This is a genomic window from Sorangium sp. So ce128, assembly GCF_051525245.1.
Lineage (GTDB): Bacteria > Myxococcota_A > Polyangia > Polyangiales > Polyangiaceae > Sorangium > Sorangium cellulosum_B.
The window spans coordinates 3,805,609-3,821,499 of sequence record NZ_CP150313.1 but is presented as its reverse complement, the minus strand read 5'-3'; the positions used below and the strand labels follow the sequence as shown (position 1 = coordinate 3,821,499).

The window sequence follows — 15,891 nt, the reverse complement described above, 5'->3', positions numbered from 1 at the left end:
GGCGCGCGGGCGCCGCCGTCAGCAGCGACGGCGGCGGGCGCGGCGCGCGCTGCCGAGCGCCACGAAGACGCCGCACAGCGCGAGCGCGCGGGCCGCTCCTGACGCGTGCCCGGTCTCACCGCCGATGACGGCATACGCGCAGCTGACGCCCAAACAGCAGCAGTGGCCCGGGGGCGCTCCTCCCTCGGATTGGCCCCCTCCCCCTTCCCCACCCGCCGCATCTCGGCCACCGCCGACCCCAGTGCCGCCCGCCCCGCCGGCATCCGCGGAGCAATCGCCGCCGGCGCCGTCGCCCCTGCCTCCAGCGCCTTCGGCCGGTCCTCCGGCGTCGCCGCCGCCGCTTGCGCCGCCGCCGCTTGCGCCGCCGCCGCCTGCGCCGCTGCCGCCTGCGCCGCCGCCGCCCACTGCGCCGCCGCCGCCCACTGCGCCGCCGCCGCCCACTGCGCCGCCGCCGCCCGCTGCGCCGCCGCCGCCCACGCCTGCTGCAGTCCCTCCGTCGTCGCCGCCACCGCCCCCTCCCGCGGTGGCGCTGTTCGGCGTGTTCCGGCAGCCAAAGAAGGGATGGCATTCGTCCGTGGTCGTCGGATCCCCGTCGTCGCAGTAGAGCGGGATGTCGCTCAGACAGAGTCCCTGGAAGCAGACCTCGCTGCCATTGCAGACATCGAAATCATCGCAGCTGGCGCCGTCCGGCAGGCTCACGTCCGCGGGACAGCTCCCTGCGCCGTCGCAATACTCCCCGGGATCGCACAGCGAGGTCGCGATGCGGCAGATCGTGGTCGGCGGCTCGGCGGTGCACAGAGCCGAGCAGCAATCCCCGTTGCGCAGGTTGCCGTCGTCGCACTGCTCGCCGAGCCCGAGCTCGCCATCGCCGCAGACGGCGGGCCTCACCGTGAGCACCGTCGGATCGGCCGCGCCGGCGAACAGGGGCTCGTCGGTCATCGCGCTCGACTCGTTGACGCCGTCGGAGTCCGCGTCGAAGAAGAGCGTGCCCTGGTTCGTGACGACGAGTCCGTCGGTCATGGGAAGGAGGATCGCTTCCATCGTGAGCGCCACCCACTCCCCCGGCTCGACCTCGCCGTCCCAGCCCACCGTGTTGGTGGCGGGATCGGCCGAGACCGCGCCCTTGTCCGCGAACGCGCCTTCCAGCAGCAGCTCGGGCGGGAGCACGTCCACGAACTCGAACCCTGCATTGTCGGGCTGCACGCGCCCACCCGTGTTGCTGATGAGCGCCGTATAGGCGAGATCCTCGCCCGCGATGCGCTCGCCGAGGACCGTGAGATAGCCGATCAGGCGCGCTGGCACGGAGACGTCGATGCGCACGTCGCTCTCGTTGTTCTCCGGCGCCGGATCGTGCTCGCTCGAGCTCACCTTCGCCGTGCTCTCGATCTTCTCGTCGACCGTGGGCGGCGGGAGCGTGGGCGCGACCATGGTGACCGCGATGGACGAGCTCTCCCGTGCGGCGAGCGAGGCGCGCCGGCACACGAGCTCTCCGCCGGCCAGGTCGCACGTCCAGCCGGTCCCCGAGGCGCTGACGAGGCTCGCCCCGGCGGGCAGCACGGACGACACGACGACGTCGCTCGCATCGCCCGGCCCCTCGTTGGCGACGTCGATCGTCATCGTGAGCTGCGCGCCTGGCGATACAGGATCCGGCGCGGCCGTCTGGGTGATGGTCAGATCCGCCCCGCAGGCCCCGGACACGACCGGCACCGCCGCGAACACGATGTTGTCGACCGCGACGCCGCACGGCCCGGGGCGCCCGATATCCGTGCAGACCCGGCTGTCGTCCTGCGTGTAGTCGAAGCGGAGCCTCACGGTCCGCCCGCGCATCCCCGCGCCAGGGAAGCGGATCGACACGCGCTTGCTCCCGCTGGAGCTGCCGGACCATACCGCGTTATCCTCCAGGTAGTCCGGGTCGTCGCGGGCTGGAAGGTGCTTTGGGAAGTGGTGGCTCCCGCCGGTGACGATCCGCTCGGCGAACGCCTCCGCGAGCACCGCCCGGGGCGCGGCGCCGGCCGTGAGATCCTCCACGCGCAGCGTCAGACCGTCGAACGCCTGGATGAGCTTTTGCGGATCGTCCTCCAGCTCGTAGGTGAGATCGAAGTCGAGCGTGACGTGGGAGTTCCCGGAGCTCTCCGGGATCCTCACGGCGGGCGACACCAGCGCGACGAGCGACGTCGCCGCCTCCTCGTCGTGAAATGCCGCGTTGTTTCCGGGCGTCAGCGTCTGCGCGACGGTCCACGGCGAGGCGGAGGCCGTCCCGCCGGCGCGCACCGACTGCCAGCCGGAGGGCAGCGCTGGCGCGCTCGCTGCGTCGAAGTCCTCGCGGAGGAGGACCTCCGCGGCGCCCGGCGAGCCCGTCTCGAGCTGGATCGGCAGCTCGACCGTGCCCTGAGCCGAGCTCACCGTGAGCGTCAGATCGATCGGCGCTCCAGGAACGAAGTCCCGGCCCGTCCTGAGGACGAATGGCGCGTCGCTCGCGACCGTGCGGAGGGGCTCGATATCCGGGTAGAGCGCGCTCGCCCTCACGATGGTCACGGAGGGCGTCTCCGTGGACAGCGCGGCGGTGATCCGGGAGACGGTCGTCCTGCCGGAGATCGGGTTGGCGAGGTGGTTCTCGAGGTAGACGCCGACATCGACGAGCTCCCCCGGATCGACGCGCTCGTTCGCGAGGGCGCCGCACGCGGTGTCCGCGATCCGGGCGCCGGCCGCGCGCAGCGGCGGGACGCTGGCGAGCTCGTCGAGGACGTCGAGGTGGACGCTGGGCGCGATCAGGGAGGTCGACGACGGCTGCCCCTCGTCGAACCGCGGCGGGGTGGCCGTCATGCTGAAGACGCTGTAGAGCTCACCGGCGAGCGCGACGCCGCCGATGCGGTCGCCGAGGTTCTGCCGGGAGGCGTCGTTGCCGTGGCCCGCGTGAAAGGGGTGGTCCGAGATCGGCGCAGGCGGGCTGAAGGAGGCGCCTTGATCGCTCGACGCGGTGTGGACGATCTCGGTCAGGTCGCCCGAGCTGTCGACATCCTGGTCGTAGTAGACGACGTGCGCGGTGCCGGTCGTTCGGTCGACGGCCACGAAGGGGAAGAACTGGGCCCGATCGCGCCCTGGATTGCTGTTGAGGAGGACGGCGGGGCCTGCGGTGCACTGCTCTGTGAAGGAGCGCAGGGCGATGTCCCCTGTGCCGTGGGCGCCGCTCCGCTGGTAGACGACGTAGACCTGCCGCGTGGCCTGGTCGACGTCGATCGACGGGGCGCTCCTTCCGTGGTCGACGCCGAGGATCTGGTCCTCCGTGGGGTAGCTGGCCTCGTCGAGCAGGGTGAGCGGCTCCCAGGTGACGCCTCCGTCGATCGACCGGCGGCAACCGACGTTGCGCAGCGAGGTCCCCGGCTCGATGGCGCGAAAGACAGCATAGACGACCGAGTCCCTGTCGGTCGCCCCCGGGAGGATGCGCGCGCTCGGCCCGTCGAGATCGCCACCGGCGGGCGCCTGCGCGATCGTGGCCGCGGGCGACCAGGTCTGGCCGAGATCGTCGGAGTGGCTGTAGAGGATCCTCGGAGACGCTCCGCCGCGCTGAACCCAGGTAATGGAGAGGCGCCCGGTCGCCGCGTTGACGTCGAGGGAGGCCTGCTCGGCGCTCTCCCCCGCGACGAACGCGGGGGTCACCTCGACCGGTGCGGACCATGAGGAGCCGGCCGTGCTGCTGCCGGGGTTCGAGGCATGGAGGCAGAGGCCCTGGAGGCCATCGGCGGGGCGAACGTAGGTGGAGGAGCTGACGAAAATGTCGCGGGTCGGATCGTGGACGACGCGCGGGGCACCGAGCACCTGGCCGCCGGCGACCGAGGGCAGCGCCCCCGCGCCGCTCGGGCCGAGGACCTCGGCGAAGGATCTCCCGCCGTCGGCGGAGCGCGCAACGCCGGACAGGCTGATCGGATTCGCGCGGGCGCCGCGCGGATCGGTGTAGGTCGCGACGAGGATGCTCGCGTCGGCGTTGGCGGCGATCGCGGCCTGGTGCTGAGCGCCGAGCGCATCGACCGCGTGCACGGTGCGGTCGGCGCTCGCGACGGCCGCGAGCCGAGCTGCGCCGAGCGCCTCCGGTTCGTCGCTGCCACAACCGGCGCTGGCGGTGAGGAGCCCCCCGCTGAGCAACCAAGCGACCGTGCGTCGGGCGCGCATAACACCTCCGAAAGGAGATAGATGCCGCGAGTTCGCAGGACGTGCCGATTTCCCCGACATTGCGAGGCCTGTCCGGCGAACGGGCGCGATGTGCTGGGGTCGGTCTCGCACAACGCCAGCGCAAGCCCCGCGCCGCGCGAGGGATGCGCCCGGCGCGAAGGCGCGCGTCGACGCGCTTTCCCTTTCTTCCTGGCCGGCGAGCCGTGTGCCAGGACCCGATGCGTCGCGCGCGGAGCGTCCAGCGAGCGCCCTGGCACCGGCAGGCGCCTGGGCGGACGGCTCAGGCGCGGCGCCCGGGGCCGCCGCGGTCGCGGCTCGCCTGGGAGGCGGGCGGCTCGGGTGGACGGGCGGGGAGCACCAGGTCCGCCAGACGGCGTGCCGCGGCGAAGGCCACCTCCGCATCTCTGACGGGGCCCTCACCCGGGTTGGCGGCGGACCCCTCACCCAGGTTGGGATCCTCACCCGGGGCGGACCCCTCACCCAGGTTGGGATCCTCACCCGGGTTGAGTGGGGCGGACCCCTCACCCAGGTTGGGATCCTCACCCGGGTTGAGTGGGGTACCTGGGGCACCAGCTGGGGTACCAGCCGATGTTCCACCTAGGCTGGGAAAAGCCAGTACGGAAGGAATTCCCCTGGACGAAACCTCACCCAGGTTGGCGCGCCCGCTCAGCGCGAGCATCGCGATGCCATGGAGGCCCGCGAAGAGCACGTAGGTATCTTCCTCCGGCCGCCTGCTGCCATGATGACGCAAGAGCTCGACGAATGAGCTCCAAAGAGGGCGCGCGAGCCGCAGGCGCCCCTGTTCGCGCAGGCGGGCGCGGTCGAAGCGGCGCTCAGCCATCAGCCAGTACAGGTCCGGATGGCACAGCGCAAACTCGACGTAACCGACGGCAAGCGACCGCGCATCGGCGCCAGCGCGCGCCCGCGCGTCGAGGCGCTCCGCGAGCCGCCGCCACCCGAGGCCATCGACGCGAATGAGGAATCCGTCGAGCGAGCCGAAGTGGTGATACAGCACCATCGTCGTCTGGCCCAGGAATGCGGCGATCTTGCGGGCCGTCAGATCGTCCCGCGTCAGTCGTCCCTCGCAGAGCGCCATGAACACGCGTTCCACCGGCTCATCCGCATCCATCACACCCATGCCCACCATCCTGCCACGTCCGCGCCTCGCCCGTTGACGCCACCAGGATAACATTGTTATCCTTGGTCATGGGATGGCTGCTTCGCAACGCAACGTCGGTCTCCGGGGCGCAGCGCGGGGGCCGCTGGCTGGTAGGGTTGGCGCTTGCGGGGGCGTGCACGTCGCGACCGCCGACGGCGGACGACGCGCCTGCAGGGCCGTACGCGGTCGTGGACGGGTGGCCGCGTGTCCCTGACGGGATGGTGTTCGGCCCGGCGCTTGATGTGGCGGTTGACGCGCGAGGGCGCGTGCTGGTGAGCCATGCGGCCGGGCGCACGTCAGGGAACGACGCGCCGATCCGCGAACCCACGATCTTGGCGTTCGATCCAGAGACGGGCGAGCTGCTCGACGCGTGGGGAGAGGGGCTGTTCTTCTATCCACACGGGATCGAGGTGGATCGCAACGACTTCGTCTGGGTGACGGACTCCGAGCAGAACCGGGTGTTCAAGCTGACGGCGGAGGGGGATGTGGTCATGACCCTCGGCGAGGCGCCATGAAGGGCATCGGTGTGTGGATCCTCGTACTCCTCGCGGATATCGGGTGCGCGACGAGCCCCGAGCAGCTCGACCGGCCCACCAACGTGGCCTTCGGCCTGGACGGCGATATCTACGTGGCGGACGGCTACAACCATGCGCGGATCGCGCGCTTCTCCGAGGACGGCGGGTTCGTCATGGAGTGGGGCGAGAAGGGCTTCGGGCCGGGACAACTCGACACGCCTCACGGCATCGTCACCGACGACGAGGGGCGCGTCTACGTGGCGGACCGGGAGAACGCGCGTGTTCAGGTCTTCAGCGCGAACGGCCACTACCTGGCGCAGTGGAAGAGCGCCGCGTTGGGGCGACCGTGGGCGATCGCTTTCGGACCCGACCGGCACATCTACGTTGTAGACGGAGGCGATCAGGATCCAGAGCGGCCTCGGGGGCATGTGCTGCGGATGAGCCTCGACGGGAAGATCGTGGACCGGTGGAGCACATCGGGGGACGGTCCCGGGGAGATCGACTGGGGGCACGGAATCGCCGTTGGGCACGACGGCAGCGTCTACGTCACCAGCCTGAGGGGTCGCGGCGTGCAGAAGTTCCGGAGGACGAAGTGAGGAGGAGAGCGCGCGGGCTCGCGCTTACGATTACCGTGGTTGCCTCGGTCGAGGCGGCGCCGAGCTGGGCACAGATGACGGGGGACATTCCGTCGCGACCTGGCGGCCGCGGTCATATTGCGCTGTACGGCATTTTCACAGCCTCGCCGCAAAACCCGACGGTGGCTACGATTCATGTCGCGCCGCAGGTGGCGGGGGGCGTTCGCCTGAACAGCTGGCTGCACGCAACCACGGACGTCACCTCGGCCTGGACTACGTTTCGGATCGAGGGCGAGGCGCGGCGCTCGTCGTTTCGCTTCGGGAATCCGTTCGTGACCGTGCAGGCGGCGCTTCTCGAGGAGCGAAACCGCTCGATCTATGCCGGGGTCGGGGTTGCACCGCCGGTGACGACGTTCCCTGGCACCATCCCGAAGAATACGGAGGCCGAGTACAACTACGCGGTAGCTACGGCCGCGCGCGGGTTCGCGGATTACTGGATGTGGGCACCGAACGCGATCCCGATCGCGCTGTTGCTCCGCAGCCGGGCGGAGCTGTCCATGCCGGTGATCGTTGGCGCTGAGCTGGATCCAGCCGTGCTCGTTTCCGTGAACTCCAACCCGTCTCGGCTGGCGGTCGTGGCCGCCGCTCACGCGGGTTTGCGGATGGGTTTGCTGACACCCGGAGTGCGAGTGCAGATGCTCGCGCAGTCGGCACCGCTCGCAGGGCGAGATTTCTCACAATGGGCAGCAATCTTGTATGCGAATGTCGAATTCGAGCCGGTGTTCGTACGCTCCCAGGTTGCCATCAACCTGGATGCGCCGTCCGGGCTGACCGGGCAGCGAGGGGCGACTACGTGGGGGGTATCGCTGGGAGGCGGGGTCCACCTTTAGAACTGTTGAGCTCTTTCTTTGGTTTTGTTACCGGCCCGCGATGCATCGCCAGCATCCCCTCCATGGCCTTCGCAGCAGCCGCCGTCTACCGAGCCACATTGCGACGTCGCGGCGACGTCGCGCTCGACTGACGTTGCGCTCCGCACACGCCCTGCTCTGCCCCCCGACCTGACCATTGGGTGGCGCAGGTGGCGAAGAGGATGGCGGCCGCCACCTCCTCGAACACCCAAATCCTCAAAAAATCGGCCGATTTCGAGTCTGGCACGGCGCTTGACATACCCATCAGGCATGAGCCAGCCTCGTGCGATCGTCCCCGGCGCTACGTATCTTCTCACCCGCCGTGTACTGCGAAGGCATTTTCTCTTCCGCCCCGATTCCGCGATCACACGGCTCGTGATCTATACCCTGGCGGTCTCGGCCCACCGCTATGGTATCCTCGTACACGCCCTCTGCGTGATGTCCACGCACATTCATATCGTTGTCACAGACACACGCGGTGAGCTCCCACGATTTTTGCAGAGATTCCATCGGCTTGTCGCTCTCGGGACCAAGATCTTGCGCGCGTGGGAGGGGCCGGTGTGGGACGATCGAGCAACGAGCGTGGTACGGCTAGCAACACGGGACGCTCTGGTGGAGAAGATCGCTTACACCCTCGCAAATCCAGTCGCTGCTGGTCTCGTACCGCATGCACATGAGTGGCCAGGAGCCAAGGTGCTCGTCGGCGACATCGGCTGCGGCGTGCTGCGCGCCCAACGCCCTGAAATATACTTCAATCCACAGAGCCCCGAATGGCCAACCGACGTAGCACTTGCGATCACGCTTCCACCGTCGATCAGCGATTCCAATGCCGACAAATTTCGCCGGGAGATCACGGGAAGGATCGATCTGCACGAGAGACAGGCTCACGCTACCCTGAAGCGACAAAGGCTTGGCTTCCTCGGGGCTGCGCGCGCGAGGAATATTTCTCCTTACAGGCGAGCAACGAGCATCGACCCACTTCGCGATCTCAATCCAACATTCGCAGTCGGCCGCCGGCAGGCAGACGCAAAGAACGCCGCCATCGCGGCCGTACAAGCCTTTCGCATCGCATACCGACATTCGATCAATCAATGGCGTGCAGGTGTACGCAGCGTAACTTTCCCAGCGGGTACGTGGTGGATGCGCGTGTTCCACGGGGTCACCGTCAACGAGGGCGAGCCTGCGGCCGCATAGACGCAGGACCCGCACACGTTGACACAATTATATTAAGACTGGAAATCAGGAGTCTCTGTTCGCCCGTCGCACAACACGACCGACGCCTGGATGCGGCGTTGTTGCAAGCGACGGACGGGACCAAGCATTCGATCTCCTTCAAGGCTCGATTCATGCGCAACAACGGACGATTCGGCTGGCCGGCAGGCGTACTGGCTCGCCAGCTCGGGGCTGCCAGGCTCGGCGTGAACAGAGTCCGAGCGGTCGAAAAGTCTGCGCGGAGTGGAGTCGAGAGTCGACATTACCATCGTGACGAGAGGCGATTTGGGGCCGGGACCGAGCTGGCGTGCGCGTCACGTAGCGCCCTGCACGGTGGGGTTGCGTTCCCGGCCGCAGCACGGTGGCGTTGTGCCCCGCGCGCGGCGCCAACCACGGTCGAGTCGAGACCGCGGGTCGAATCGCGCCGCCTATGCTAGACCGCGCTGCGCCGATGCCCCCCGAGCGCTCCCTCACTTCCACCTCGAGCTCCCCGCTCAGCGCCACGATCGCCGAGCTCTCAGGCCACGTCGACGACAGCGCCTCGAACGATACCGCTACCAGCGGCCCGCCGGCCGACTTCGAGCCGCTCCCGTCGTTCGATCTCCCGGCAGACCGCCGGATCGTCACGCCCCGGGAGCTCGCCGCAGAGCTCGCCGCGGCGCCGCCTGGCACCCGTCATGTCACAGGCTCGGCCGGCTCGGCCGGCGCCCTCGTCATCCGTCGCCTCGTCGCGGCCGCCGCCGGGCGCCGGATCATCGCCCTGACTCCGGACGTCGACAGCGCCCGCGCTCTGGCGGCCGATACCTCGTTCCTGCTCGTCGATCGGGACGCCGATGACGCCGAGGCCGCCGGCTCGACCACGTTCGGCCGCGTCCTTCTCTACCTGCCGAACGAGGCCAGCCCTTACGCGGATGTCAACCCGGACCGCCGGGGCGCCCAGACCCGCCTCGCCACGCTCTTCCACCTCGGCATGGACCTTCCCTGGTCGGTCCTCGTCTGCCCCATCACCGCGCTCGCCCGCAGGGTCGTACCCAGGGACGAGATCACCGAACACGCCGAGCTCGTCATCGCCGAGCAGGAGATGGATCGCGACGCGCTCTCGGCCCGCCTCGGTGCATCGGGCTACGTCCGCAGCCCCCTCGTAGAAGATCCCGGCACCTTCGCCGTCCGCGGCGCCCTCCTCGATGTCTGGGCGCCTTCCGCCGAGCTGCCGGTGCGCATCGACTTTTACGGAGACATCGTCGCATCGATCAAGACCTTCAACCCCGACGACCAGCGCACGGTCACCGAGGTGAAGGAGGTCTGGATCCCGCCGGCGCGCGAGGCGATCCTCACGCCTGCCAATGTCGAGCGGGCCCGCCAGCGGGTACGCGCCGCGTGTGACGTCATCGACTTCCCCTCAACCAAGGCGCGCGCGCTGGTCGACGACGTCGCGAGCGGCCGCGCCTTCTTCGGGGCCGAAGGCTACTTGCCTGCCTTCATCGACCTCGCGTCCTTCACGTCGTACCTGCCCGACGACGCGCTCATCCTCCTTGAGGACCCCGCCTCCGTCACCGCCGCCGTGCGCAACGAGCTCGGTCGCGCTGCGGCCGACCGGAGCAACAAGGACCGTGAGCCGCACTTCCCGCTGGCCTCCTTCTACGAGGACGAGGCACACGTTGCCTCGTGGCTCGGCGCGCGTACCGTGCTTGCCCTGCACCGCACCGGGGTTGAGGGTGCTGCGGAAAACCGGAACTCGCTGGAGCGCTTCGAGGTCGTCCCTGAGGACGTCCCGTCGCTCGCGACGCGCGACCAGTCGGACCTCGAGCGCGCCATCAAGACGGCTCGCACGTCACGCGGCAAGCACGGCGCTCTCGACCCGCTCGTTCGTCGCGTGGTCGCCTGGCAAGAAGCGGGCCTACGAGTGCTTATCGCTGCGCGCGCACAGACCCAGGTTGAGCGCCTCGTCGCCCTGCTCCGCCATCGCGACGTGCGGGTGAAGGCCAACCTCGGTCCGTTCGACCCCGCGTTCTTCGATGGCAGCAGCTCCGCCTCTCCGCGCGACACGGCCCTCGTCGTCACGGGCTCTCTTGCGCGCGGCGTCATCGCTCCTGCCGAGGGGCTCGCGCTGGTCACGGAGGAGGAAATCTTCGGTGCCCGCGCTCACCGCCGCGCCGCGCGCGCCGCCGCCTCCTCCACGAGGGCGTCGCAGGCCTTCCTCGAGGACCTCCGCAACCTCGGCGTCGGCGACTACGTCGTCCACGTAGAGCACGGCATCGGGCGGTATCTTGGCCTCGTCCACAAGCAGGTCGGCTCAACCACGGTCGATCTCATCGCCGTCGAGTACGCCGGCGGCGACAAGCTCTACCTCCCGGTCTACCGCCTGAACCAGATCCAGAAATTCAGCGGCGGCGAAGGCGCCCCCAAGCTCGACCGGCTCGGCGGGCAGACGTTCGCCAAGACAAAGGCGCGGGTTGAGAAGAGCGTCCGCAAGATGGCCGACGAGCTCCTCCGCCTCTACGCCGAGCGCCGCGCCGCCACGGCGGAGCCCGTTCCACCTCCGGACGACGATTACCGCGCCTTCGAAGCGACCTTCCCCTTCGACGAGACACCCGACCAGGCCCGGGCGATCACCGAGGTTACGGCCGACCTCGAGTCTGGCCGCCCGATGGACCGCCTCGTCTGCGGCGATGTCGGGTTCGGAAAGACCGAGGTTGCCATCCGCGCCGCCTTCCGCGCCGCGAACGCCGGCAGGCAGGTCGCCGTCCTCTGCCCAACCACGGTGCTCGCGCAGCAGCACTACCTCAGCTTCCGGTCCCGGATGGCCTCCTACCCCATCGAGGTCCGCGTCATGTCCCGCTTCCAGACCAAGCAGGAGCAGGACGAGGTCTCCCGCGGACTCCGCGACGGCAGCGTCGACGTCGTGATCGGCACCCACCGCCTCCTCTCCAAGGACGTCCACTTCAAGCGGCTCGGCCTCCTCATCGTCGACGAGGAGCAGCGCTTCGGCGTCACCCACAAGGAGCGCATCAAGGCCCTCAAGACCAACGTCGACGTCCTCACGCTCTCGGCCACCCCCATCCCCCGCACCCTCCAGATGGCGGTCTCCGGCCTCCGCGACATGTCGATCATCACGACCCCCCCGGTCGATCGCCGCGCCATCCGCACCGTGGTGACCCGCCACGACGAGGCCGTCCTCCGCGACGCCGTCCTCCGCGAGCTCGGCCGCGGCGGCCAGGTGTTCTACGTCTACAACCGCGTCGAGGGCCTCTACGAGCGCGCCGCCCGCCTCGCCGAGCTCGTCCCGAGCGCCCGCGTCTGCGTCGCCCACGGCCAGATGAGCGAGCACAACCTCGAGCAGACGATGCTCGACTTCGTCGAGGGGCGCTACGACGTCCTCTGCGCCACCGCCATCATCGAGAGCGGCCTCGACATCCCCCGCGCCAACACGATCCTCATCGACCGCGCCGACATGTTCGGCCTCTCGCAGCTCTACCAGCTGCGCGGCCGCGTCGGCCGCTCCAAGGAGCGCGCTTACTGCTACCTCATCGTCCCGCCCCCGAACGCCATGACCGACGAGGCCCGCGCCCGCATCGAGGCCCTCGAGCGACACACCGAGCTCGGCTCCGGTTTCCAGATCGCCTCGCTCGACCTGGAGCTTCGCGGCTCCGGTGACCTCCTCGGCGCCGAGCAGAGCGGCACCGTCGCCCAGGTTGGCTTCGAGCTCTTCTGCCAGATGCTCGACGAGGCCGTCCACGAGCTGCGCGGCGAACCCGTGGTCCACGACGTCGACACCGAGCTCTCCTTCGACGCCGACGCGCTTCTTCCAGAGGAGTACATTTCCGATGTAGGCGTACGCCTCTCCCTCTACAAGCGGCTCGCCGGTGCCGCCTCGACCGAGGACGTGCAGGACCTCGCGGTCGAGATGGAGGATCGCTTCGGCCCGCCTCCGCTCGAGGCGCGCCGGTTCGTGCACCTCATGCGGCTCAAGACCGAGCTGCGCCGGCTGAAGGCGCTCGCATGCGAGGCGAGCGCCAAGGGCGTCACGCTGCACTTGCGCGAGGACACCCCGCTCGATCATGCCAAGGTGCTCAAGCTGGTCCAGCCGAAGGCCTCACCCTACCGACTCTCGCCCGACATGCGCCTCACCCGCCGAGCCAAGGAGGGCGAAGCCTTCACGAGCGGTCTGGAGGCGACCGACAAGCTCCTCAGCGAGCTCGCCGGCTGTCTCAAGGATGGCAGTGATCTCGCGTAGCGTGAGTGCCCACGACGTCGTCGCGCCCCGCTGAAGCGCGCGGCCGAGGCGACGCGGCGCTCCGGCGGTGATAATCTCCCTTGAGCGGAGGGACGGATGATCGATCGCCCGGATCGCGAGCGGCTCGCGGCGCTCCAGCAGAGCGTCATGACGTGCTGGTACAGCCCCTTCCAGCTGGCCCGCTCCGCGCTCGACATGACCGTCTCCCGCCTGATGGGCGCGCGCGGCGATTTCCGCCTCATCGAGGCGATCGCGGGGCCGCAGCCGCCCTTCGACTATGCCGTCCGAAACGGCGTCACGCGCGACGAGCTCTGGATCGATTACGTGGCGGACACAGGCGATGGCTTCAACCCCACCTACGCGATCGCCAGCCTGCTCGCACGGCCGGTCCTCTCGCTGGGCGACCGGGAGACGAGGCGCGGAGAGGTGCTCATCATGGGCGGCGACCAGGTCTACCCCTCGGCCACGCGTCAGGCGTACTGGACGCGGCTCGTCGAGCCCTACGCGGCCGCGCTCCCGAAGGCCGATGTGACGGATCCGCCGCACCTGTTCGCCATCCCTGGCAACCACGACTGGTACGACGGGCTGATGAGCTTCATGCGCCTCTTCGGCCAGAAACGCACGCTCGGCGCCTGGAAGACGTTCCAGTCGCGGAGCTACTTCGCGCTGAAGCTGCCCCACGGCTTCTGGCTGCTCGGCGTCGACATCCAGCTCGAGTCCGACATCGACCAGCCGCAGATCGAGTATTTCTGCAAGCTGGCGACGCACGACATGCGCGACGGCGATCGCGTGATCCTCTGCACCGCCGAGCCCGACTGGGTGAAGGGCGCCATCTACAACCCAGAGCTCCAGAGCAACCTCGCCTTCTTCGAGAAGCAGCTCGCCGACGCGCGGCCCGGGGTCGAGATCGTCGCGCGCATCGCCGGAGATCTGCACCACTATCGCCGCCACGAGTCCGCGGACGGCCGGCAAAACGTCATCGCCGGCGGCGGCGGCGCGTTCCTCCACCCGACCCACGGCGAGCCGGTCACCGTGGTCCGCTCCGGCGCGGGCGCCGACCAGCGCCCTTATATGTTGCGTGCCTCGTTTCCGTCAGAGCCGGAGTCGCGCCGGCTCGCCTGGCGCAACCTCTCGTTCGCTCGGCACAACCTCGGCTTCTGGCCTGCCGCCGCCTTCGTCTACATGCTCTCCTCCCTGACGCTGCCCCGTCCCGGGCCGGGGGCCGTGGGGTGGGTCCTCGTCGTCGTGCTCGTGTTCATCGTCTTCACGGACACCTACAAGACCTGGTATCGCCGGTTCGCGGGCTCGCTCCACGCGCTCGCGCACCTCGGGGCGGCGCTGGGGCTCGCGCACCTCGGCGGCGCGCTGCTCGGCGTCGACGTCCGGGACCTCCCGTCCATGTGGAGCCTCCTCGGCGTGACGCTCTTCGTCGGCGCCACCGGCGCCGTGGTCGGGTCGACGATCATGGGCGTCTATCTCCTGATCTCGCTCAACGTCGCGCGGCGGCACGGCAACGAAGCGTTCTCGGCGCTCCGGATCCAGGACTACAAGAACTTCTTGCGGATTCACGTCCACCGCGACGGCCTCACCCTCTATCCCGTCGGGCTGAGGAGGGTGCCGCGCGCGTGGAAGGTGGCCGACGATCGCAAGCCCGGCGAGCCGCGCTTCATCCCCGCCCAGGGCGCCCTGGCGCCGGAGCTCATCGAGGAGCCCATCACCATCCCGACCGCGCGGCAGCCACGCCGGCCCGGCCAACTCAAGGTCGACGCGGCAAGCGCCGGGCACCGCGAGTGCCCCGCGGGCGAGCGGCGGAGTCGCCCCCCCGCAGCGGGCGCCGCGGCGGGAGCTGGCGCGCCCGAGCTGTAGAGGCAGACCGGAGCCCTGGCGATCGTTCCCTCCATGAGGCAGTTCGCCTCAGCCGCGACATTCTGCCTTCGCTCTGGCAGGCACAACCACATCCGGGCGGTCGAATCGTGGAAGCGATCGACAGCAGAAGGACTCTTGCGTGCCGAGCTCGCCGCGCGCTCCTGCGCGCGCGAACGTGAGGTCAGTGGGCGCAGCGAGGTTTCTGGCGCGAGCCGGCTGCGCTCAGGGCGACGCGGCGGCGTTGGGCAGCCTCGGCGGAGCGGCCTTGGGACAGATCTCGCGCAGCTCGCCGGGGGGCGAGAGCGGATCGGGGCCTTCCCTGGGGCAGGAGCCCGGGCCATTTGCGATGGCGTCCTGACCACGGTCCTCCGGGGTCCATTCGCGGTTGATGCCGGGCGCGTTCGCGAGCCCCTCGGCGCAAGCCGCGGAGGCGGCGAGGAGCAGCGCGAGCGCGGCGCGCATCGAGGAGCGGCCAAGAGAGCGTTTCATAGGCACATTCCATCTCCCCGCGGCGCCGGCGCTGGCGGCGCCGGTCCACGGAAGCTGTCAGGGTTTCCCGTCACCCGTCTCCCGTCTCCCGACTGACCTTCACGGTCCGTGCCAGGTCGAGGTTGCCGGACCGTTCGGGATGCCGGACCGCCCGCCACGGCCGCCATCGGCAGCCTCGAGCGGCGGCCGAGCCGGGCGAGGCCACGGCGACCACAAGTTCCGGTGACGACGTGCGCATGGCTTGCGCCCCCACGCAAATGCCCCAGGTGGTGGGCGGTGGGGTCCGAGCGGAGCGGGATCCCGGAAGGAGTGTCCATCATGGCGAGAGACGTCATCGAGGTGCTCAACGACCTCATCCAGCTCGATCGCGACGCGATCGCCGCTTACGACCGCGCCATCGAGGCGTGCGAGCACGCTCATACCAAGGAGAGGCTCGCGAGCTTCAGGGATGATCACGCGCGCCACGTGGTGGATCTGACCGCGCATGTGACGTCGCTCGGCGGCATCGCGGAACGGACCCGCGACCTCAAGGGCAAGCTCATCGAAGGGTTCACGGCGATCACGAGCCAGGGAGACCAGAGCGCGCTCCTCGCCATGCGCGGCAACGAGGAGCTCACGAACCGGCAATACCAGGCGGCGCTGGACGAGTCGCTCACGGCCGAGGCGCGCGCGATCGTCGAGCGCAACTACACTGATGAGCAGCGGCACCTCGCGTGGATCAAGGACGCGCTGTCAAGGAAGGTCTGGGAACAAGCCGCCTAGTGGG

10 protein-coding genes are annotated in these 15,891 nt (G+C 69.5%); 7 read left to right on the top strand and 3 right to left on the bottom strand.

The features are described from left to right. Positions 1-18: 18 nt before the first annotated feature. Positions 19-4,167 carry a hypothetical protein gene (locus WME82_RS14835; RefSeq protein WP_438043357.1) on the bottom strand — a complete coding sequence of 1,383 codons (4,149 nt, stop codon included), beginning with the start codon at positions 4,165-4,167 and terminating at the stop codon, positions 19-21. A 280-nt stretch (positions 4,168-4,447) separates the two neighbouring features. Further along, complete coding sequence (locus WME82_RS14830) at positions 4,448-5,305, bottom strand: TetR/AcrR family transcriptional regulator (protein ID WP_438043356.1); 858 nt, start codon at positions 5,303-5,305, stop codon at positions 4,448-4,450. A gap of 287 nt (positions 5,306-5,592) precedes the next feature. Here WME82_RS14830 and WME82_RS14825 point away from each other — a divergent pair, with 287 nt between their 5' ends. The 6 genes from WME82_RS14825 (at position 5,593) to WME82_RS14800 (ending at position 14,636) form a co-directional block, all read left to right on the top strand. Next, positions 5,593-5,841 (top strand): hypothetical protein, encoded by a 249-nt coding sequence (locus WME82_RS14825; RefSeq protein ID WP_438043355.1) that lies wholly within the window; start codon positions 5,593-5,595, stop codon positions 5,839-5,841. After that, positions 5,838-6,437, top strand: coding sequence for a 6-bladed beta-propeller (locus tag WME82_RS14820; RefSeq protein ID WP_437746076.1), 600 nt, complete (start codon positions 5,838-5,840; stop codon positions 6,435-6,437). The genes WME82_RS14825 and WME82_RS14820 overlap by 4 nt, the downstream gene beginning before the upstream one ends. A 35-nt stretch (positions 6,438-6,472) precedes the next feature. Then, a complete protein-coding gene (locus WME82_RS14815) occupies positions 6,473-7,306 on the top strand; it encodes a hypothetical protein (RefSeq protein ID WP_438043354.1) in 834 nt (277 codons plus the stop codon). A 711-nt stretch (positions 7,307-8,017) separates the two neighbouring features. Beyond that, positions 8,018-8,518, top strand: a complete 501-nt coding sequence (locus WME82_RS14810) for a hypothetical protein (protein WP_438043353.1) — start codon at positions 8,018-8,020, stop codon at positions 8,516-8,518. A gap of 448 nt (positions 8,519-8,966) precedes the next feature. Further along, entirely contained in the window at positions 8,967-12,770 is a 3,804-nt protein-coding gene (mfd, locus tag WME82_RS14805; RefSeq protein ID WP_438043352.1) for a transcription-repair coupling factor, read from the top strand. A 96-nt stretch (positions 12,771-12,866) separates the two neighbouring features. Further along, a complete protein-coding gene (locus WME82_RS14800; protein WP_438043351.1) occupies positions 12,867-14,636 on the top strand; it encodes a metallophosphoesterase in 1,770 nt (589 codons plus the stop codon). Positions 14,637-14,858: 222 nt separating this feature from the next. Here WME82_RS14800 and WME82_RS14795 read toward each other — a convergent pair whose 3' ends face one another. Next, positions 14,859-15,125: a hypothetical protein gene (locus WME82_RS14795; protein ID WP_437746072.1), complete on the bottom strand. Its 267-nt coding sequence runs from the start codon at positions 15,123-15,125 to the stop codon at positions 14,859-14,861. A 318-nt stretch (positions 15,126-15,443) separates the two neighbouring features. Here WME82_RS14795 and WME82_RS14790 point away from each other — a divergent pair, with 318 nt between their 5' ends. Beyond that, a complete protein-coding gene (locus tag WME82_RS14790; RefSeq protein WP_438043350.1) occupies positions 15,444-15,887 on the top strand; it encodes a PA2169 family four-helix-bundle protein in 444 nt (147 codons plus the stop codon). The last annotated feature ends 4 nt before the right edge of the window (positions 15,888-15,891 follow it).